The organism is Thermaurantiacus sp. (assembly GCF_053487655.1).
The window spans coordinates 15,385-32,489 of sequence record NZ_JBRCLD010000041.1 but is presented as its reverse complement, the minus strand read 5'-3'; the positions used below and the strand labels follow the sequence as shown (position 1 = coordinate 32,489).

Genomic DNA, 17,105 nt, shown 5'->3' with positions numbered 1-17,105 from the left:
AGAGCGGCATCACCGGCTCGGGGACGGTCTCATTCCAGTTCCTGAATGTTTCTGGTCCGATGGCGACGATCCCCCTGTCCGCGCTTGGCAACACCCCCTATTTCAACCAGGGGCGGTTCAACGGGGACCTGGCGGAGATGGACAGCGAATATGATCCCGTAGGCGAAGGCTCACCTTATGTGTTTGTCCAAGGCGGCTACACCTTTGCCCCCGGGGTCAGCAATGTCGAATTTCGCTATGACTGGATGCCGGCGGGTAGCAATTCAGTCAACAAGCTGGTGTTCACGCCGGCAAGCTTCAGCAACGTTCAGCCCGGACAGTTGTTCCTGCTGGGCACCATCACCTACACCAACGGCGCCTGGCATGGGGGTGGCGACACACCGGCCTTCAATCGGCCAACCTCCTTCGCGTTCGAGCTGACCACCATCAGCACAAACAATCCGGCCTTCAATCGGACAGTCAGGGCCTCCATCGTAAACGTCACCAATGCGTTGACCTATGGTCCTGGTGAATTCCCGCCGACCAATCTCGCCGTCCAGAATGCGGAGGCCGATTGGATCTATCTGGAGGGATACGAGCAGTTGGGGAGCCTCCGGGTTTATGATTTCTGCTGCGGTCCGCTGGCTATGGCAATACCGGGACGGTGGAGCTCTGGGGCGCCTTTGGCTCGCTCCATCTCATCCAGCTGCGCAATCCCCGTGGCGGCTTTCTGACCCGCACAATCTCGCCGCTCAACCCGCTTGATCCAAACCCGGTGCAGCCGGTGCCGCCTCCGGGTGGCGGCGGCGGGGGTGGCCCCATCCCCGAGCCGGCGAGCTGGGCCATGCTGATCGCGGGCTTCGGTTTGGTGGGCAGCGCGCTCCGGCGCCGGCGTGTCGCGGAGGGCGCGGCCGCCTGAGCTCGGCCCTGGCGGCGGCCACGCAGCGGCGGGCTTTTCACGGGGACTGCCTCGCCCTATGTCCGCTCCATGCGTGCAGAAGCGGAAAGCCTGAAGGCAGACATCGAGCAGGCCGTGGGGCTGCTGCGGAGGTTTCTTTGACTGGGACCGGGCGCTCAAGCGGCTCGAGGCCTTGAACGCGCGCGCCGAGGATCCGGCGCTTTGGGAGGACCCGAAGGCGGCCCAGGCGCTCCTGCGCGAGCGGCGCAAGCTCGAGGATGCCATCAGTGCCACGCGCGCAATCGAGGAGGAGCTCAAGCACACGGCCGAGCTCATCACCCTTGCCGAGGCTGAAGGCGACGAGGCGCTCGCAGCCGAAGGTGTCGAGGCGCTGGCAAAGCTTGCCGAGCGCGCCGAGCGCGACAAGGTGGAAGCCCTGCTTTCCGGCGAGGCGGATGCGAACAATGCCTTCATCGAGATCAACGCCGGCGCTGGTGGCACCGAAAGCCAGGACTGGGCGGAAATGCTCTTGCGCATGTATCAGCGCTGGGCTGAGCGCCGCGGCTTCCGCACCGAACTCATCGACGAGCACGCTGGCGAGCAGGCCGGAATCAAGTCGGCAACGCTTCTTCTCAAGGGCGAAGGCGCCTATGGCTGGGCGAAGACCGAAAGCGGAGTCCACCGCCTCGTGCGCATCAGCCCGTTCGATTCCAACGCCCGCCGCCACACCAGCTTTGCAAGTGTGTGGGTCTATCCGGAAGTTGATGATTCCATTGCCATCGAAGTGAACGAGAAGGACCTTAGAATCGACACCTACCGCTCCTCCGGCGCTGGTGGCCAGCATGTGAACACGACCGACTCGGCGGTTCGCATCACCCACCTGCCAACCGGGATCGTCGTTTCCTCCCAGAGCGAGCGGTCCCAGCACAAGAACCGTGCCACCGCCTTCAAGATGCTACGCGCACGGCTCTACGAGGCGGAACTCCAGAAGCGCGAGGCGGAAGCCAATGCCCAGAACGCTGCCAAGACCGACATCGGCTGGGGCCACCAGATCCGTTCCTACGTCCTCCAGCCCTACCAGCTGGTGAAGGACCTGCGGACGGGAGTTACTTCGACCTCGCCTGACCAGGTGCTCGATGGTGCGCTTGATCCCTTCATCGCTGCCGCGCTGTCGCAGCGGGTGACGGGCGAGGCCGTCGAGGTTCAGGATGTCGACTGACCTTGACCTCTACACGCGAAGGGTGGAGGCTGTGCTGTTCGCCGCCGCCGAGCCGCTCGCGCCTGCTGATATCCGGGCGCATGCGGGCGAGGGCGATCTCGGCGCTGCCCTCGCCCGGCTCGAGGCGGATTACGCTGGCCGCGGCGTGAACCTCGTCAACCGCGGTGGCCGCTTTCATTTCCAGACGGCGCCCGATTGCGCTGCCGTGCTGACAGCTGTGCGCGAGGCGCCGCGCAAGCTCAGCCGGGCCGCGCTCGAGACGCTTGCCATCATCGCCTATCATGAGCCTGCGACTCGGGCGGAGATTGAGGAGATCCGCGGCGTGCAGATTTCGCGCGGCACACTCGATGCCCTGCTTGAAGCCGATCTCATCCGCCCTGCCGGCCGTCGTGAAGCGCCCGGCCGGCCGCTGCAATATGCAACGACAGCCGCCTTCCTTGCCCATTTTGGTCTCACTTCGCGCCGCGACCTCCCTGGCCTTGCCGAGCTCCGGGCTGCCGGCCTCCTGGAGCCGCTTCCGCCCGAGGCGGCAGCGCCGAGTGCCGCACTGGCAGAATCCTCTCCAGGCGCCTAAGTAGGGCGCGCGGCTGGCGGGTGCTGCCGCAAAACGGAAGGGATGGGCAGCAAGCGATGGGCAGCTTCAGCATCTGGCATTGGATTGTCGTTGGAGTTCTCGTGCTGCTCCTGTTCGGGCGCGGCCGGATCTCCGAGATGATGGGCGATGTTGCCAAAGGCATCAAGGCGTTCCGCAAGGGCTTGAGTGACGATGAGCCAACAGCTGGCTCCCAGGCGCAGGCGCCCACGGTCACGGCCCAGATCAAGGCCGACTCTGCTGCCACGCCGAGTGCGACCGACTCCAGCCGCCAGCCCTGATGTTTGACCTCGGCTGGTCCGAGCTGCTGCTCGTCGCGGCCGTTGCCCTCCTGGTCATCGGGCCCAAGGAGCTGCCCCTTGCCATGCGCGCGCTTGGCAAATGGGTGGGAAAGGCCCGCGCCATGACCCGCCATGTCCGCGCCGGCTTCGACGAGATGGTGCGCCAGGCCGAGCTTGAGGAAATGGAGAAGGAGTGGAAGCGCCACAACGAGGCGATCATGGCTGCGACCGGCCCAGTTCCAGACCTTGGCACGCTGCCTGGCCATGCTCCGCCCGCACCAGCCGGCTGCGAGCCCGACCATGCTGGCGAGCCGCCCCGAGTTGACCTTGGCAAAGCAGATGCCAACCCGCCAGACGCAGGCCCCCAGCCGGGGCCAGAGGCGGCGCGATGAAGCTCTCTGACATCGATGATACGCCCCAGCCGCTCATTGCGCACCTCGTCGAGCTGCGTACCCGCCTCCTCTGGTCGGTTGCAGCGCTCATTGTCGCCTTCTTCGTCTGCTTCACGTTCGCCCGCCCCATCTTCGCCATCCTTGTCCAGCCGCTGGTTGCCGCCGGTGAGGACCGGGTCATCTTCACCCAGGTGTTCGAGGCCTTCTTTGTCCAGGTCCGTGTGGCCGCCTTCGGCGCGCTGATGCTTGCCTTCCCGGTGCTTGCCACCCAGCTCTGGAAATTCGTTGCCCCCGGCCTCTACCGGCAGGAAAAGGCAGCTCTCCTCCCCTTCCTGATTGCCACCCCCTTTCTTTTCGCAGCGGGTGCTGCCTTCGCCTATTTCGTCGCCGTGCCCGTGGCGCTGCGCTTCCTCCTTGGGTTTGAAGGCGAGCTTGGTGGCGTGATGCAGGAAGCGCTGCCCTCGGTTGGCCAGTATCTCAGCTTCATCATGCAGTTCCTGTTCGCCTTTGGGGCTGCCTTCCTGCTCCCTGTTCTTCTCATGCTGCTTGCGCGCGCGGGGATCCTGAGCCTCCACCAGCTGGTGAAGGGCCGCCGCTACGCGATTGTCATCGCCTTTGTGATCGCTGCCATTTTCACGCCGCCCGATGTCGTCTCGCAGCTGCTGCTCGCCGTGCCACTTTGCATCCTTTATGAGATTGCGATCGTCGCCATCCGACTGACGGAGCGGCGCCGGGCGGCCCACGCACCTTTCGAGAAGCCGGCCGAATGAAGCTTGCGCTCGATGGTGCCTTGCCAGTGGGCGGGGTCTGGATTGCCCGCGCGGAAATCCCCGTCAGCAACCCGGCGACTGGCGAGATCCTTGCGCATGTGCCAAATCTTGGCCGCACCGAAGTGGCGCAAGCCATCGCCGCGGCTGCGGAAGCCCTGCCTGCGTGGGCTTCCAAGACAGCGAAGGAGCGCGGCCAGACGCTTCGCCGCTGGTTCGAGGCTGTCATGGCGAACCAGGAGCCGCTCGCCCGCCTGATGACGGCCGAACAAGGCAAGCCGCTTGCCGAAAGCCGGACCGAGATCGCCTATGCCGCGAGCTTTATCGAGTGGTTCGCGGAAGAGGGAAAGCGCGCCTATGGCGACATCATCCCCACCCCCACGCCCGGCCGCCGGATCCTCGTCTTGAAGCAGCCGGTCGGCGTGACGGCAGCAATTACGCCCTGGAACTTTCCCGCTGCCATGATCACGCGCAAGGCTGCCCCTGCCCTTGCTGCCGGCTGCCCGATGGTGGTGAAGCCGGCCACGGCCACGCCCCTGACAGCGATTGCGCTTGCTCGCCTTGCCCACGAGGCCGGACTTGATCCGCGCCTGCTTTCAATCGTCACCGGCCCGGCTGCTGCGATCGCTGATGAGTTTACGTCCAACCCGCTTGTGCGCAAGCTGAGCTTCACGGGCTCGACCGAGACGGGCAAGAGCCTGATGGCGAAGGCTGCACGCCATGTGCAGAAGCTCAGTCTCGAGCTTGGCGGCAACGCGCCCTTCATCGTTTTCGACGATGCCGATCTCGACGCTGCCGTCGAGGGGGCCATCCAGTCCAAGTTCCGCAACGCTGGCCAGACCTGTGTGTGCGCCAACCGGATCTATGCCCAGGCCCAGATCCATGATGCCTTCGTCGCCAAACTCGCAGCGCGCGTGAAAGCGCTGAAGGTGGGCCCTGGGGATGCCGATGGCAGCGAGATCGGGCCCTTGATCGACATGGCGGCCGTCGAGAAGGTGGAAGAGCATCTCGCTGACGCGCTTGCGCAGGGCGCCACCCTTGTCGCTGGCGGCCACCGCCACCCGCTCGGCGGCAGCTTCTTCATGCCGACCCTTGTGACAGGCGTGACTTCGGGCATGAAGGTTGCAACCGAGGAAACTTTCGGCCCCTTTGCACCCGTCTTCCGCTTCGAGACGGCAGACGAGGTGATCCAAGCCGCCAACGCGACGCGCTTCGGCCTTGCTGCCTATTTCTATGCCAGGGATCTCGCCCGCGTCTTCGCAGTTGCCGAAGCGCTTGAATACGGGATTGTCGGAGTGAACACTGGCATCATCTCGAACGAAGTCGCCCCCTTTGGCGGCATGAAAGAATCGGGCTTAGGGCGCGAAGGCTCGCGCTACGGCATCGATGAGTATCTCGAGCTCAAATATGTCAATGTCGCCCTGTAGGGCGGCCGAGCCAGCCCTTGGCCCTAACCGCGCCAGCGCGCGCCTCGCTCACCGGCACTTCGGTGCCGTCGGGGAGCCGAAGGAGCCATCGCCGCCCCGCCCGCCGCGCAGCTGCGACCGCCCCTGCTGCGACCCAGGCGCTGCGATGCACTTGCAGCCCGTCGACGGCCGCGAGATCGGCGAGCGCATCAGAGAAGCGATAGAGCAAGAGCGGCTTTTCGCCCGTGCTGAGATGGAGGCGGACATAATGGTCCTCGGCGGTCACGGCCCACAGCTCGTTGAGCGGCACCCGCGCTGCAAGCCCGCGCGGCGGCGCGGCTGGAGGTGCCGTCGCTTCCACCGCGCGCGGGAAGGTGAGGAAGGAAAGCAGGCTGATCGCGCCCGACATGAGGAGGGCCAAGAGATAGACGGTCCACGGATCAAGCGCTGCCGCAACGCCGATTGCCCGGTAGGCGAACGCGATCTCGAGTGGCAGGCTGGCATTGAGGAGCAGGGCCCCGCCGATCGGCACCAGCCATTGCCCGCGCTCCGGCAGCCGAGGCGGCAGGATGTGATACCAGAGCAGCCATTTCAGCGCATTCCAGCTGATGAGACTCGCCCAGAACAGGGTGCGGGCCGGAATCGGAAGCATGCCCGTGAAGAAGGGCCCGGATGCGATGGTAAGCAGAATCGCAGCAGCGCTCGCAAGCGCGACCGTCTGCAGCACGCGGGGTGAGGCCTGCGAACTCACGAAGCGCGAATCCGGCCGCACGCGGCATCGGCGAAAAGTGAAGCAGCCGCCGCGAATCCAAGCTGGCGACAAGGCCTGCCGCACGTCATTCCGGCGTCACTTGCCACTGCCGGAGGCGCCCCGATGTTCGCCAATCTCTCGCCGCTCATCGCCACCCACTTCGCAGCAGCCCTCATCGCCCTGCCGCTTGGCCTTATCCAGCTGGCAGCTGCCAAGGGAACGCCCGGGCACCGCAGGCTTGGCTATCTTTATATCCTTGTGATGCTTGTCACCAATGTTTCCGCACTTCTCACCTGGCCAGAGCGCAGATTCCCGGTCTTCTTTCTCTTCGTTATCGTCAGCCTGAGTGCGCTTGCGTCTGGCATGTGGTCGCTGCGCCGCTGGTTCCGGACTGGCGACGCCAACAGTCTTCGCCGCCACAAGATCGACATGGGCTACAGCTGGCTTGGCCTCTTGATGGCAGGCACCAGCCAGTTTCTGGTCAACCCCCGGTTCGGGATCGCGCCGGACGTGGGGCCCGTTGCCCTCTGGGGCCTGTTTGCAGCGCTCAACCTCATTCTCTACGCGGCCGGAAGCTGGCTAATCTTCAACCGCCTGGCGCGGTCCTGAGCTGCCGCCCTGCCCGCTGCTCATGCAGGCGCCTTTGACGAAGCGGATCGTCTGGGCGAGAATGTGGGCGCGCTCGGCTTCCGTCACTCCTGCCCGGAAGGCCATGTGCAGCGCGTCGCCAACGGCAGCGAAGGTAAGCGAGGCAGCAATCGCTGGATCAACCTCCGTGATGCCATGGTGGCGATTCCAGGCTGCAATATGCTGCTCCACCCAGGCCTGCGTCACTTCGCGCGCGGCAAGGAAGAAGGGCTCGGCCTCGGGGTCGGCATTGGGCTTCTTGTAGCCGCTTTTGCACTCTTCCTCGCCCCCCATCGCCTCCCAAGCGGTGTTGAGGGCGCAAAATTCGAAGCAGCGGGTAATCACATCGGCCGGGTCGAGAGTCTCGAGCGGATCGCCGCCCTGCATGGCCGCGACCATCTTTTCGCCATGGAGCCGGCCAAGCTCGCCAAGGAGCGCCCGCTTCGAGCCGAAATGATAGAAAATCGACCCTTCCGAGACATTGGCTGCCCGCGCGATATCGGCCGTGCCCGTTCCCTGATAGCCATTGAGCGAGAACAGCTGGTAGGCCGCCTCGATCACGCGCGTTCTGGTCTCGGCGGGCGCATAGCGACGCGGCGCTTCCCGCGCGGTGCCACGACTCTTCCGTCCCTCCCCGATATCGATTGCACGTGTTGCCAATGCCAGCCCTTTCTTTCCCTGCGGCCCCTATGCCGCAGATTTGAGTGGCAGTCAAAACTTGTCCTTGCGCTTGGGTGAGATGGCGAGACGCTCTAGCATGCTGCATGCCAGTGCCAATCCCGCTTCCCAGAATCGCCTGCGTGCTTGGCAGAAGTGCGCTTGTCCTTGTTGCCGCTTTTTTTGCCGCGATGGTCGGGGGCGCTCTCGTGCCCGAAAACCCCCGCCAGCGCGCACCTGCTGGCGGCGTGACCATCCATATTGACGCAAGCCTTGTTCATAGCCGGCTCGTCCTTCCTGTCGCTGCTGCTGGCCATGACTGGCGTGTGCGGCTTCCGCTCTTCCCCGATGGCCGCGCCGCCGGACCCTTCCTCAGCTTCTCCTGGGGCGAGCGGGAATTCTTCCTGGCAACACCAACCTGGGCTGACTTCGACTTGCGCCTTGGCTTGCGTGCACTCGTCGCTGGGCATGAGAGCCTTGTCCACCTCTACCGGCTCGATGCTCCCGCAGGGCGGCCCATCCATCTGACGCCTGCGCAATATCGCCGCCTTGTCGCGCATCTGGAGGCCGCGATTGCACCTGGCGCGCCACTTCCAGGCTATGGCCCGGAGGATATGTTCCTGCCTGCGCACGGGCGCTACAGCCCGTGGCAGACCTGCAACCAGTGGACGCGCGATGCGCTTGCGGCAGCTGGCGTGCGTGTCGGCCGCTGGACACCGCTGCCGCAGGGCCTCATGTGGCGCTTTGCGCGTGGCGAGGGAGAGACGAGATGATGACACGGCAGGTCTGGCGGCTTCAGCGCCGCCCAAGGGGCGACATCGCCGATGGCGACCTCGAATTCGTCGAGGAGACGGTGCCGGAAATTGCCGAAGGCCAGGTCCATGTTCGTGTGCTCTATCTCTCGCTCGACCCCACGAACCGTATCTGGATGTCCGACATGGAGCAGTATATGCCCCCTGTCGGCCTCGGCGAGCCGATGCGCGGCGGCATCGTCGGCCGCGTGGTCAAAAGCCGCAACCCGGCGTTTGCAGAAGGCGAGCTGGTTGCCGGGCTCGGCGCCTGGACCGACCTTCTCGTCAGTGACGGCGCCGGCCTCCAGCACATGCCCGAGCTGCCGGGCATCTCGATTCCGCAAGCCTTTGGCACCTTCGGCGTGGTTGGCCCCACCGCCTATTTCGGCCTTCTTGAGATCGGCCAGCCCAAGCCCGGGGAAACCCTCGTCGTCTCCGCAGCGGCCGGGGGCGTTGGCCAGATCGTCGGCCAGATCGGCAAGTTGAAGGGCTGCCGTGTCATCGGCATTGCCGGCGGCGCGGAAAAATGCCGCTATGTGGTGGAGGAGCTCGGCTTCGATGCGGCCATCGACTACAAGGCAGAAGATGTAGGCGCTGCCCTCGATCGCCTCGCGCCCGAAGGCGTGGACATCAATTTCGAGCAAGTCGGCGGCCCCATCATGTCGGCGGTCCTGGGCCGCATGAAGCTGTTTGGCCGGGTGCCCTTGTGCGGGCTTATCTCGACCTACAATGCAACCGACCTCGTTGAGGAGCCGGGCCGCTGGACTCTCATTCTCATGCGCCGGCTCACCATCCGCGGCTTCATCGTGACCGACTTCGCCCCCCGCATGGGTGAATGCCTGCAGGCGCTTGCAGGCTGGATGCTGGAAGGCAAGGTGAAGACCCGGCAGGATATCCGCCCCGGCCTCGACCGTGCCGACGAATGGGTGAAGCTGCTCTACAGCGGTGGCAATTTCGGCAAGCTGCTGGTTCAGGTTAGCCCGGAATAGGGCTCAGGCCTGCGGCGGCGGAGGGGGTGGCGCGGCTTTCGACCCTGCCCGTCTTGCGAGTGCGCGGGCGACAACATAGCTTCCAACTGCGGCTGCGACCATGCCGACTGGCCCCAGCCGCCGGGCGATGAAGGGAATGGCGGTTGGAAGTGCCGCGCCGACGACGGCGCCGATCGGCCCAGCGCCGGTGCCGCCGACAGTGCGGGCAAGGCTGCGCCCGGCAAGGGCAGTGACAATCTGGCCGATCATGCTGGTCTCCTGCTCAGGCAGCGGATGTGGCGATCCGCCCGCCTGGGATCAAGATGGCGCCAAGGGATCGAGGGCAAGCGCGGCAACCAGGCTGTCGAGCACCATGCGCCCTGCGGCAGTGGCTGCCAGCCGGGGCCCGGGCATGAGAAGCCCGAGACCTTCGAGCCGGGCGCGGGCCGCACCATCCACCGCAGCGGCGAGCGGCACGCCGGTTGCCGCCTTGAACCGCACGGGGTCGATGCCCTCGGCAAGCCTCAGCCCCATCAGAAGGGCTTCGCGCGCGGCCTCTGCCGGTGTGACGGAAAGCTCGGTCTCGATGCCATGGCCGCAACGCAGGGCCGCGTCGCGCCACGCTTCCGGCCGCTTCCAGCGCACGGTCGCCCGCCCGCCGCGCCTTCCATGCGCACCGGGGCCAACGCCGGCGTAGGCGCCATAGCGCCAATATTGCAGGTTGTGGCGGCTTTCCTCGCCGGGGCGGGCATGGTTCGAGACTTCATAGAGCGGCAGGCCGGCGGCCGCGCAAAGCTCCGCTGTCAGCTCCAGCATGGCAGCCGACGCTTCTTCATCGGGGAGGGCGAGCAGACCTTTTGCAGCAAGGCTTGCAAAGCGCGTGCCAGGCTCGATGGTGAGCTGGTAGGCCGAGAGATGCCCAGTGCCGAAGCCCAGCGCACGGCGCAGTTCCGCCGCCCACGCCTCCGGCGTCTGGCCGGGACGCGAATGGATGAGGTCGATCGAGACCCGCGCGAAGCGCTGCTGTGCCACTTCGAGCGCTGCGAGCCCTTCAGCGAGATCATGCGGACGGCCGAGGAAGCGCAGTGCTGCATCCTCAAGGGCCTGCAGGCCGAGCGAGACCCGGTTCACCCCTGCCGCCGCGAGATCGGCGAACCGCGCCGCCTCGACCGAGGAGGGATTGGCTTCGAGCGTGATTTCGAGGCCCGGTTCCGCCGGCCAGAGCGCGACCGCCCGTTCGATCAGCCGCGCGACGAGCGCCGGCGGCATGAGGGACGGCGTGCCGCCACCGAAGAAGATCGAGGCCAGCCGGTGGCCGGCTGTTGCCGCCGCCTCATGCGCGAGGTCGAGGAGATAGGCTGCTTCCCAGTCGGCGGGATCCACCTTGGCGCGGACATGGCTGTTGAAATCGCAATAGGGGCACTTGGTCTTGCAGAAGGGCCAGTGGATATAGAGCGCAAGCGGCTGGAGTGATGGCGGAGCCATCGTCGCCAGACTCGCTGAAGCTCCGGCCGGCGGAGCCGCTTCGGCGGCTTTGCCGTCGAACGCGGTTCCGACCGACGACTCCGGCGCAAGCGGCTGGAGCGATGGCACAGCCATGGTTCGCCGACTCGCAACCGCCCCGGCCGGCGCGCTCACCCGCCCCACGCTGCCACCAGCTTCGCAAACGCCCGCGCCCGGTGGCTGATGGCGTGCTTGGCCTCGGGCTCCATCTCGCCGAAGGTGCGCTGCTCGCCGTCGGCCACGAACATCGGGTCATAGCCGAAGCCCCGGTCCCCCCGCGGCGGCCACACCAGCTTGCCCGGGCACACCCCCTCGAACAGCGCATGGGCGCCATCCGGCCAGGCCAGCGCCAGCGCACAGTGGAAGGCCGCCCGCCGTGATGCGCCCGGCCCCAGGGCTGCCAGCCGGTTCTCGACCTTCCGCATCGCCATCGCCCAGTCGCGGCCGGCCCCGGTCTCGGCCCAGTCGGCGGTGTGGACGCCCGGCTCCCCGCCAAGCGCCTCGACGCACAGCCCGGAATCGTCGGCGAGCGCCGGCAGGCCCGAACCCTCGGCCGCGAACCGCGCCTTCAGAAGCGCATTGCCGGCAAAGCTCGTCTCGGTCTCGGCTGGCTCGGCAAGACCGAGCGTGCCAGCGGCGATACACGCGATACCGAGCGGCTCGAGGAGGGCGGAAATCTCGGCGAGCTTGCCGGGATTGTGGGTGGCGATCACAAGCCGCTCGGGGCGCGCGAGCCTCATCGCCCGACTGCTGCCCGCTGAGACGCGAAGATCTCGGCGCAGCCGATTCGCGCCAGACGCAGCAGCCGGAGCAGAGTTTCCTCGTCGAACGGGGCCCTCTCGGCAGTCGCCTGCACTTCGACCAGATGATCGTCGGAGGTGAGGACGAAATTGCCATCCGTTGCTGCTGCGGAGTCCTCGGCATAGTCGAGGTCGAGGATGGGCACGCCTTTGAAGATGCCGCACGAGACGGCAGCAACAGCGCGCTCGAGCGGGTCGGCTGCGAACGGTGTTGCGGCATGGATCCGGTCCAGCGCCAGTCTGAGCGCTACCCATGCGCCCGAAATCGCAGCTGTCCTGGTGCCGCCGTCGGCCTGCAGCACGTCGCAGTCGAGGGTGATTTGCCGCTCGCCAAGAAGGGCAAGGTCGGTGACGGCGCGCAGCGACCGGCCGATGAGGCGCTGGATTTCCTGGGTGCGGCCTGACTGCTTCCCGCGCGCGGCTTCGCGTTCGCCGCGCGTGTGCGTGGCACGCGGCAGCATCCCATATTCGGCGGTCACCCAGCCTTCGCCCTTGCCGCGGAGCCAGGGCGGCAACCGCTCCTCAACGGACGCTGTTACCAGCACATGGGTTGCCCCGAACTTGACGAGCGCCGACCCTTCCGCATGCGGGTTCACATGCGGGATGATCTCAACAGGGCGCATCATGTCTGGAGCGCGGCCGGAGGGGCGCATGGCGGGACTTTCAGCTAGGGTGCGCCGCATCTAGCGGCGCCAGGGGGTGGGCGGCAACTGGCGCCAGTTGAGGGTGGCCTGGCGATGGCGTAGATTCAGGCATGATGAAGGCGGGCCCGCTTCCGGCTCCAGACCAGATGACCGGCTCGGTCGGTGACCTCTCCGAGCGGGCGCGTGCCATCTTCCGCGATATTGTCGAATCCTACCTGTCAACTGGTGAGCCCGTGGGCTCGCGCACACTTGCGCGCCACGGCGGCTTCAACCTCTCGGCTGCCTCGATCCGCAATGTGATGCAGGATCTCGAGGAACTGGGCCTTCTTGCTGCCCCCCACACCTCGGCCGGGCGGATGCCAACCGAGCGGGGCTTGCGCCTGTTCGTGGATGCCATGATGCAGGTTGCAGAGCCGAGTCCCGAGGAGGTGGCCGCAATCGAGGCCGAAGCGCAAGTGAAGGGCGCAAGCCTGGAGGAGGTGCTCTCCCGCACCACGGGAGCACTCTCGGGTCTTGCCCAGTGCGCAGCCGTGGTGGCGGTTCCCAAGGCCGATGCCGTCATTCGCCAGCTGAGTCTGGTGCCGCTGTCCCCGGGGCGGCTGCTCTCGGTGCTGGTTGGCGCCGACGGCAGTGTTGAGAACCGAATTATCGAGCTCGAGGAGCCGCTGACGGAAAGCGCAGTCCAGCAGGCCGAGGCCTACATGAATGCCCGTCTCTCCGGGCTTACGCTTGCCGGCGCTGCGGAGCGTCTGCGGGCCGAGATCGCAAGCGGCCGCGCCGAGCTCGACCGGCTGACGGCGAACCTGGTTGAGGAGGGGCTGGCGGCCTGGAGCCGCGATGAAAGCGGCCCGGTCCTCATCGTCCGTGGCCAAGCGCATCTGCTGGATTCGAAGGATCTCGATCGCGCCCGGCTGCTGTTTGAGGAGCTTGAGACCAAGGCCCAGCTTGCGCGCCTGCTCGATGAAGCCCGCGCAGCGGACGCGCTCAAGATCTTCATCGGTGCCGAGACAAAGCTGTTTGCGCTCTCCGGCTCGTCGGTGGTGGCAGCGCCCTATCGCGGCGCCGACGGCCGGGTGGTCGGCGTGGTGGGCGTGATTGGCCCGACCCGGTTGAACTATGCCCGAGTCGTGCCCATGGTCGATTTCACGGCCAGCCGGCTGTCCAGACTGATGGGTTGAGGATGAACGACGAAACGAGCGAAGTGGCAGAAGAGCTGCCACTGGAAGAGCAGCTGCGGCTCGCCCGCGAGGAGATCGTGGCGCTGACCGCGGCGCGCGATTTCGAGCGCGAGCATGCCTTGCGGGCGCTGGCGGAAGCGCAGAACACGCGCACCCGGCTCGAGCGGGAGAAAGCCGAGGCCGTCGCCTATGCGGCGAGCGCCTTTGCGCGCGACATGCTTGTCGTTGCCGACAATCTGGAGCGCGCGCTTGCAGCCCTTCCCGCCGAGCCTGATGTCGCGCTGAAGCCGCTGGTTTCTGGGCTTGAGGCGGTGAAGCGTGAGATGCTCCATGTCTTCGAGCGGCACGGCATTCGAAGGGTGGAATCTGTCGGGCTGCCGCTCGACCCAATGCAGCACCAGGCCATGGTCGAAGTCGAAAGCGAGGCCGAGCCGGGAACGGTGGTCGCCGAGCTGCAGTCGGGCTGGCTTCTCAAGGACCGGCTCCTGCGCCCGGCGCTTGTGAGTGTCGCGAAGGCGAGCTGAGAGAGGGGCCAGCAAGGCCAGCAGCGAACGGCACGAGCGCAACATAGGTCGCAAGCGGCGGCCGGCCGGGAAGCTGCCAGCCCTCGGCAAGCAGATAGGCCTCGCGCACGATTTCGGCCTGCTGCTCGAGCCCATAGGCGGAGAAGGGCCTGCCGGGGACCAGCGGCAGATAGCGGTAGCGCGCAAACGGCGGCCGCCGCCACCGGAGGTTCTCGCCTTGCTGATGCTGCCACACATGCACCAGTTCGTGGACGAAGTGGCCGCGCAACCCCAAGGGCTCGGCGCTGAAATCCTCGGACCAGTCGGTGCCATTGGGGTGGAACCAGATGTGGCCGTCTGGCGCCATGGCGATCCAGGCTGGCTGCCACATCCACCATTTGGCCCGGTGCAGCCGCACGGGATCAACGGCAAGTGCAGTGCCGAACACGCGCGCAGCAAGCGCCCGTTCGCCGGCGGTCAGCGCGCGGCAGCCGCCAGCCGGCGTCGATTTCCCCTCAGTGCTGATGGCCAGAAGTTGCCGGCGCACGCGCCTCGGCATTGACTGTCACTTCGGCGCCACTTGCAAAGCGGAGTGTGACCGGCACCCTGTCGCCCGGCTTCAGCCCGGCGGCAAGGTCGAAGAGCATCAGGTGATTGCCGCCCGGCGCAAAGCTGAGCCGCCCTGAGCTTGGCACTTCGAACTGGCTTTCAGCGCGCATCCGCATCACGCCATCAACGGACGTCATCGAATGCAGCTCGATGCGGCCGGCACGCGGCGAGCTTGCCGCAACGAGCGCATCGCCCGGCGTTGCCGAAAGCTCGAAATAGCCGGCCGCCGGCCGCCCGCTCGCAGCCGGAAGCCGGAGCCAGGCGCCCGCGACTTTGGGGGCACTCGCCTGTGCCATCGCCGGGACCACCAGCCCACTGCCGCCAGCGAGCGCTGCAGCAAGCAGCACGATGGCAGCAGCGAAGGCTGCAAGCCCGAGATTGCGCGAGAAGATAGTCGATCGCATGGGACGCTCCGTTTCGTAAGCGCGGGCATAGGGACCGGCTGGTCGCTTGCGCAACACCCAAATTGTCGCGAACGCTGGGGCCTGCCATGCAGAGCCTGCGGCCCATTGATGCGGCATTGCCTCGACCTATATCCGAAAGGCGAGCCGGCCAGGTGCCGGCTGCAACAGGAGCGACACATGGGCCGCGCCGCCGGCGCGGCAGCGGCCGCAGAACAAGGATGGCAGAGGCATGGCGAAGGTCATCGGAATCGACCTGGGCACAACGAACAGCTGTGTTGCGGTTATGGAAGGCGCGACCGCCAAAGTGATCGAAAATGCGGAAGGCGCGCGGACCACGCCGAGCCAGGTCGCGTTTGCCAAGGATGGCGAGCGCCTCGTTGGCCAGCCGGCCAAGCGCCAGGCCGTCACCAACCCCGAGAACACCATCTTCGCAGTCAAGCGCCTCATCGGCCGCCGCTTCGATGACCCGATGACCAAGAAGGACATGGGCCTTGTGCCCTACCGGATTGTCGCTGGCCCCAATGGCGATGCCTGGGTCCACGCCGGCGGCAAGGACTATTCGCCCTCCCAGATTTCGGCCTTCATTCTCCAGAAGATGAAGGAGACGGCCGAGCGCTACCTCGGCGAAAAGGTGACCCAGGCCGTCATCACGGTCCCGGCCTATTTCAACGACGCCCAGCGCCAGGCCACCAAGGATGCAGGCCAGATCGCTGGCCTTGAAGTGCTGCGCATCATCAACGAACCGACTGCCGCCGCGCTCGCCTACGGGCTCGACAAGCGTGCGGATGCGAAGACGATTGCCGTCTATGACCTGGGCGGTGGCACTTTCGACATCTCGATCCTTGAACTGGGCGACGGCGTCTTTGAAGTGAAGTCGACGTCTGGTGACACCTTCCTTGGTGGCGAGGACTTCGATGCCAAGCTGGTCGATTTCCTTGCCGACGGATTCAAGCGGGACGAGGGCATTGATCTTCGGAATGATCGTCTTGCCCTCCAGCGCCTCAAGGAAGCTGCCGAGAAGGCGAAGATCGAGCTTTCCTCCTCGGCGTCGACGGAAGTCAACCTGCCCTTCATCACGGCCGACCAGACTGGCCCCAAGCATCTTGTCAAGACCATCTCTCGCGCTGATCTTGAGAAGCTGGTCATCGACCTCATCGAGCGGACTCGCAAGCCCTGCCAGGATGCCTTGAAGGAAGCCGGGCTTGCCCCCGGCCAGATCAACGAAGTGATCCTGGTGGGTGGTATGACCCGCATGCCGGCCGTGCGCGCCTTCGTCAAAGAGCTGTTCGGCCGCGAGCCCAACACCAGTGTCAACCCCGATGAAGTCGTGGCGATGGGCGCTGCCATCCAGGCTGGTGTGCTCCAGGGCGATGTGAAGGATGTGCTCCTCCTTGACGTGACTCCGCTCTCGCTTGGCATCGAGACGCTGGGCGGTGTCTTCACGCGGATGATCGACCGCAACACCACCATCCCGACCAAGAAGTCGCAGATCTTCTCAACCGCCGACGACAACCAGTCGGCGGTGACCATCAAGGTGTTCCAGGGCGAGCGCGAGATGGCAGCCGACAACAAGCTGCTCGGCGCCTTTGATCTCGTCGGGATCCCGCCCGCGCCACGCGGCGTGCCGCAGATCGAGGTCACCTTCGACATCGATGCGAATGGCATTGTCTCGGTCTCAGCCAAGGACAAGGGCACCGGCAAGGAGCAGCAGATCAGGATCCAGCCCTCTGGCGGTCTCTCCCAGGCGGATATCGACCGGATGGTGAAGGAGGCCGAACAGTTCGCCGCCGAAGACAAGGCCCGGCGCGAGCTGGCCGAAGCGCGCAACCAGGCCGACAGCCTTATCCACACGACCGAACGCCAGCTTGCCGAGCATGGCGACAAGGTGTCAGCGGACGTCAAGGCGGCAGTCGAGGCCGCGATTGCGGATGCGAAGGCAGTGCTCGATTCCGGGGACGCGGCGCAACTGAAGGCGAGGACGGAGGCGCTCGGCCAGGCTGCCATGAAGATGGGCCAGGCGATCTACGAAGCCGAGCAGGCCAAGGCTGCGTCCTCGGCGGATGCATCTGCGGCGCCTGCTGAGGATGTGGTCGACGCGGATTTCACCGAAGTGGACGACAGCAAGAAGTAAATTCC

The 17,105-nt window shown here is 66.0% G+C and carries 21 protein-coding genes and 1 pseudogene; 14 read left to right on the top strand and 8 right to left on the bottom strand.

The genetic code is table 11. The features are described 5' to 3' along the window. The 8 genes and pseudogenes from ACWIQA_RS04235 to ACWIQA_RS04200 all read left to right on the top strand — a co-directional run. Positions 1-713: choice-of-anchor K domain-containing protein (locus ACWIQA_RS04235; RefSeq protein WP_448581819.1), on the top strand; the 713-nt coding region annotated here is incomplete at its 5' end. A gap of 77 nt (positions 714-790) precedes the next feature. Further along, positions 791-898, top strand: a pseudogene (locus tag ACWIQA_RS04230) (PEPxxWA-CTERM sorting domain-containing protein); the annotation flags it as partial. A 69-nt stretch (positions 899-967) separates the two neighbouring features. Next, positions 968-2,096, top strand: a protein-coding gene (gene prfB / locus ACWIQA_RS04225; protein ID WP_448581818.1) for a peptide chain release factor 2 whose coding sequence is annotated in 2 segments (ribosomal slippage) — positions 968-1,036 and positions 1,038-2,096 — 1,128 coding nt in all. Because the reading frame shifts where the segments join, the coding sequence is not laid out codon by codon here. After that, positions 2,086-2,670: an SMC-Scp complex subunit ScpB gene (gene scpB, locus ACWIQA_RS04220; RefSeq protein ID WP_448581817.1), complete on the top strand. Its 585-nt coding sequence runs from the start codon at positions 2,086-2,088 to the stop codon at positions 2,668-2,670. Before prfB ends, scpB begins: the two co-directional genes overlap by 11 nt. 56 nt (positions 2,671-2,726) lie before the next feature. Beyond that, positions 2,727-2,969, top strand: a complete 243-nt coding sequence (locus tag ACWIQA_RS04215; RefSeq protein WP_448581816.1) for a twin-arginine translocase TatA/TatE family subunit — start codon at positions 2,727-2,729, stop codon at positions 2,967-2,969. After that, positions 2,969-3,361: a Sec-independent protein translocase protein TatB gene (tatB, locus tag ACWIQA_RS04210; RefSeq protein ID WP_448581815.1), complete on the top strand. Its 393-nt coding sequence runs from the start codon at positions 2,969-2,971 to the stop codon at positions 3,359-3,361. Before ACWIQA_RS04215 ends, tatB begins: the two co-directional genes overlap by 1 nt. Continuing rightward, positions 3,358-4,131 carry a twin-arginine translocase subunit TatC gene (gene tatC / locus ACWIQA_RS04205; protein ID WP_448581814.1) on the top strand — a complete coding sequence of 258 codons (774 nt, stop codon included), beginning with the start codon at positions 3,358-3,360 and terminating at the stop codon, positions 4,129-4,131. Before tatB ends, tatC begins: the two co-directional genes overlap by 4 nt. Further along, positions 4,128-5,555 (top strand): NAD-dependent succinate-semialdehyde dehydrogenase, encoded by a 1,428-nt coding sequence (locus ACWIQA_RS04200; RefSeq protein WP_448581813.1) that lies wholly within the window; start codon positions 4,128-4,130, stop codon positions 5,553-5,555. Before tatC ends, ACWIQA_RS04200 begins: the two co-directional genes overlap by 4 nt. Here the strand turns inward: ACWIQA_RS04200 and ACWIQA_RS04195 are convergent. Beyond that, positions 5,539-6,261, bottom strand: a complete 723-nt coding sequence (locus ACWIQA_RS04195; protein ID WP_448581812.1) for a LytTR family DNA-binding domain-containing protein — start codon at positions 6,259-6,261, stop codon at positions 5,539-5,541. The genes ACWIQA_RS04200 and ACWIQA_RS04195 overlap by 17 nt on opposite strands. A gap of 147 nt (positions 6,262-6,408) precedes the next feature. Between ACWIQA_RS04195 and ACWIQA_RS04190 the strand changes: the two genes are divergently transcribed. Beyond that, positions 6,409-6,894 carry a DUF2306 domain-containing protein gene (locus ACWIQA_RS04190; RefSeq protein ID WP_448581811.1) on the top strand — a complete coding sequence of 162 codons (486 nt, stop codon included), beginning with the start codon at positions 6,409-6,411 and terminating at the stop codon, positions 6,892-6,894. On the opposite strand, the gene ACWIQA_RS04185 is transcribed toward ACWIQA_RS04190, so the two are convergent. Then, positions 6,865-7,572 carry a TetR/AcrR family transcriptional regulator gene (locus ACWIQA_RS04185; protein ID WP_448581810.1) on the bottom strand — a complete coding sequence of 236 codons (708 nt, stop codon included), beginning with the start codon at positions 7,570-7,572 and terminating at the stop codon, positions 6,865-6,867. The genes ACWIQA_RS04190 and ACWIQA_RS04185 overlap by 30 nt on opposite strands. 140 nt (positions 7,573-7,712) lie before the next feature. Between ACWIQA_RS04185 and ACWIQA_RS04180 the strand changes: the two genes are divergently transcribed. Then, positions 7,713-8,342, top strand: coding sequence for a DUF2459 domain-containing protein (locus ACWIQA_RS04180; protein ID WP_448581809.1), 630 nt, complete (start codon positions 7,713-7,715; stop codon positions 8,340-8,342). Further along, positions 8,339-9,349 (top strand): NADP-dependent oxidoreductase, encoded by a 1,011-nt coding sequence (locus ACWIQA_RS04175; protein WP_448581808.1) that lies wholly within the window; start codon positions 8,339-8,341, stop codon positions 9,347-9,349. The genes ACWIQA_RS04180 and ACWIQA_RS04175 overlap by 4 nt, the downstream gene beginning before the upstream one ends. Positions 9,350-9,352: 3 nt before the next feature. On the opposite strand, the gene ACWIQA_RS04170 is transcribed toward ACWIQA_RS04175, so the two are convergent. The 4 genes from ACWIQA_RS04170 to rph all read right to left on the bottom strand — a co-directional run bounded on the left by ACWIQA_RS04170 (position 9,353) and on the right by rph (position 12,284). Continuing rightward, positions 9,353-9,598 carry a hypothetical protein gene (locus ACWIQA_RS04170; protein ID WP_448581807.1) on the bottom strand — a complete coding sequence of 82 codons (246 nt, stop codon included), beginning with the start codon at positions 9,596-9,598 and terminating at the stop codon, positions 9,353-9,355. 48 nt (positions 9,599-9,646) lie between these two features. Next, on the bottom strand, positions 9,647-10,813 hold the full coding sequence (hemW, locus tag ACWIQA_RS04165) for a radical SAM family heme chaperone HemW (RefSeq protein ID WP_448581806.1): 1,167 nt from the start codon (positions 10,811-10,813) through the stop codon (positions 9,647-9,649). 149 nt (positions 10,814-10,962) lie between these two features. Next, positions 10,963-11,571, bottom strand: coding sequence for an RdgB/HAM1 family non-canonical purine NTP pyrophosphatase (gene rdgB, locus ACWIQA_RS04160; RefSeq protein WP_448581805.1), 609 nt, complete (start codon positions 11,569-11,571; stop codon positions 10,963-10,965). Continuing rightward, positions 11,568-12,284: a ribonuclease PH gene (gene rph, locus ACWIQA_RS04155; protein WP_448581821.1), complete on the bottom strand. Its 717-nt coding sequence runs from the start codon at positions 12,282-12,284 to the stop codon at positions 11,568-11,570. Before rph ends, rdgB begins: the two co-directional genes overlap by 4 nt. A 101-nt stretch (positions 12,285-12,385) precedes the next feature. On the opposite strand from rph, the gene hrcA reads away from it, so the two are divergent. Together hrcA and ACWIQA_RS04145 are read left to right on the top strand one after the other, a co-directional pair. Further along, on the top strand, positions 12,386-13,453 hold the full coding sequence (gene hrcA, locus ACWIQA_RS04150) for a heat-inducible transcriptional repressor HrcA (RefSeq protein WP_448581804.1): 1,068 nt from the start codon (positions 12,386-12,388) through the stop codon (positions 13,451-13,453). 2 nt (positions 13,454-13,455) lie between these two features. Continuing rightward, complete coding sequence (locus tag ACWIQA_RS04145) at positions 13,456-13,977, top strand: nucleotide exchange factor GrpE (RefSeq protein WP_448581803.1); 522 nt, start codon at positions 13,456-13,458, stop codon at positions 13,975-13,977. Here ACWIQA_RS04145 and ACWIQA_RS04140 read toward each other — a convergent pair. Beyond that, entirely contained in the window at positions 13,925-14,503 is a 579-nt protein-coding gene (locus tag ACWIQA_RS04140; protein ID WP_448581802.1) for a vgr related protein, read from the bottom strand. The genes ACWIQA_RS04145 and ACWIQA_RS04140 overlap by 53 nt on opposite strands. Next, positions 14,472-14,969: a copper chaperone PCu(A)C gene (locus ACWIQA_RS04135; protein ID WP_448581801.1), complete on the bottom strand. Its 498-nt coding sequence runs from the start codon at positions 14,967-14,969 to the stop codon at positions 14,472-14,474. The genes ACWIQA_RS04140 and ACWIQA_RS04135 overlap by 32 nt, the downstream gene beginning before the upstream one ends. Positions 14,970-15,198: 229 nt before the next feature. Here ACWIQA_RS04135 and dnaK point away from each other — a divergent pair, with 229 nt between their 5' ends. Next, on the top strand, positions 15,199-17,100 hold the full coding sequence (dnaK, locus tag ACWIQA_RS04130; protein ID WP_448581800.1) for a molecular chaperone DnaK: 1,902 nt from the start codon (positions 15,199-15,201) through the stop codon (positions 17,098-17,100). Positions 17,101-17,105: the final 5 nt, after the last annotated feature.

Bases quoted from the DNA above. Each gene is read 5' to 3' on its own strand.
- scpB (WP_448581817.1), top strand. From the start codon at position 2,086: ATGTCGACTGACCTTGACCTCTACACGCGAAGGGTGGAGGCTGTGCTG.
- ACWIQA_RS04215 (WP_448581816.1), top strand. From the start codon at position 2,727: ATGGGCAGCTTCAGCATCTGGCATTGGATTGTCGTTGGAGTTCTCGTG.
- tatB (WP_448581815.1), top strand. From the start codon at position 2,969: ATGTTTGACCTCGGCTGGTCCGAGCTGCTGCTCGTCGCGGCCGTTGCC.
- tatC (WP_448581814.1), top strand. From the start codon at position 3,358: ATGAAGCTCTCTGACATCGATGATACGCCCCAGCCGCTCATTGCGCAC.
- ACWIQA_RS04200 (WP_448581813.1), top strand. From the start codon at position 4,128: ATGAAGCTTGCGCTCGATGGTGCCTTGCCAGTGGGCGGGGTCTGGATT.
- ACWIQA_RS04190 (WP_448581811.1), top strand. From the start codon at position 6,409: ATGTTCGCCAATCTCTCGCCGCTCATCGCCACCCACTTCGCAGCAGCC.
- ACWIQA_RS04175 (WP_448581808.1), top strand. From the start codon at position 8,339: ATGATGACACGGCAGGTCTGGCGGCTTCAGCGCCGCCCAAGGGGCGAC.
- ACWIQA_RS04170 (WP_448581807.1), bottom strand. From the start codon at position 9,598: ATGATCGGCCAGATTGTCACTGCCCTTGCCGGGCGCAGCCTTGCCCGC.
- hemW (WP_448581806.1), bottom strand. From the start codon at position 10,813: ATGGCTCCGCCATCACTCCAGCCGCTTGCGCTCTATATCCACTGGCCC.
- rdgB (WP_448581805.1), bottom strand. From the start codon at position 11,571: ATGAGGCTCGCGCGCCCCGAGCGGCTTGTGATCGCCACCCACAATCCC.
- rph (WP_448581821.1), bottom strand. From the start codon at position 12,284: ATGCGCCCCTCCGGCCGCGCTCCAGACATGATGCGCCCTGTTGAGATC.
- hrcA (WP_448581804.1), top strand. From the start codon at position 12,386: ATGATGAAGGCGGGCCCGCTTCCGGCTCCAGACCAGATGACCGGCTCG.
- ACWIQA_RS04145 (WP_448581803.1), top strand. From the start codon at position 13,456: ATGAACGACGAAACGAGCGAAGTGGCAGAAGAGCTGCCACTGGAAGAG.
- ACWIQA_RS04135 (WP_448581801.1), bottom strand. From the start codon at position 14,969: ATGCGATCGACTATCTTCTCGCGCAATCTCGGGCTTGCAGCCTTCGCT.
- dnaK (WP_448581800.1), top strand. From the start codon at position 15,199: ATGGCGAAGGTCATCGGAATCGACCTGGGCACAACGAACAGCTGTGTT.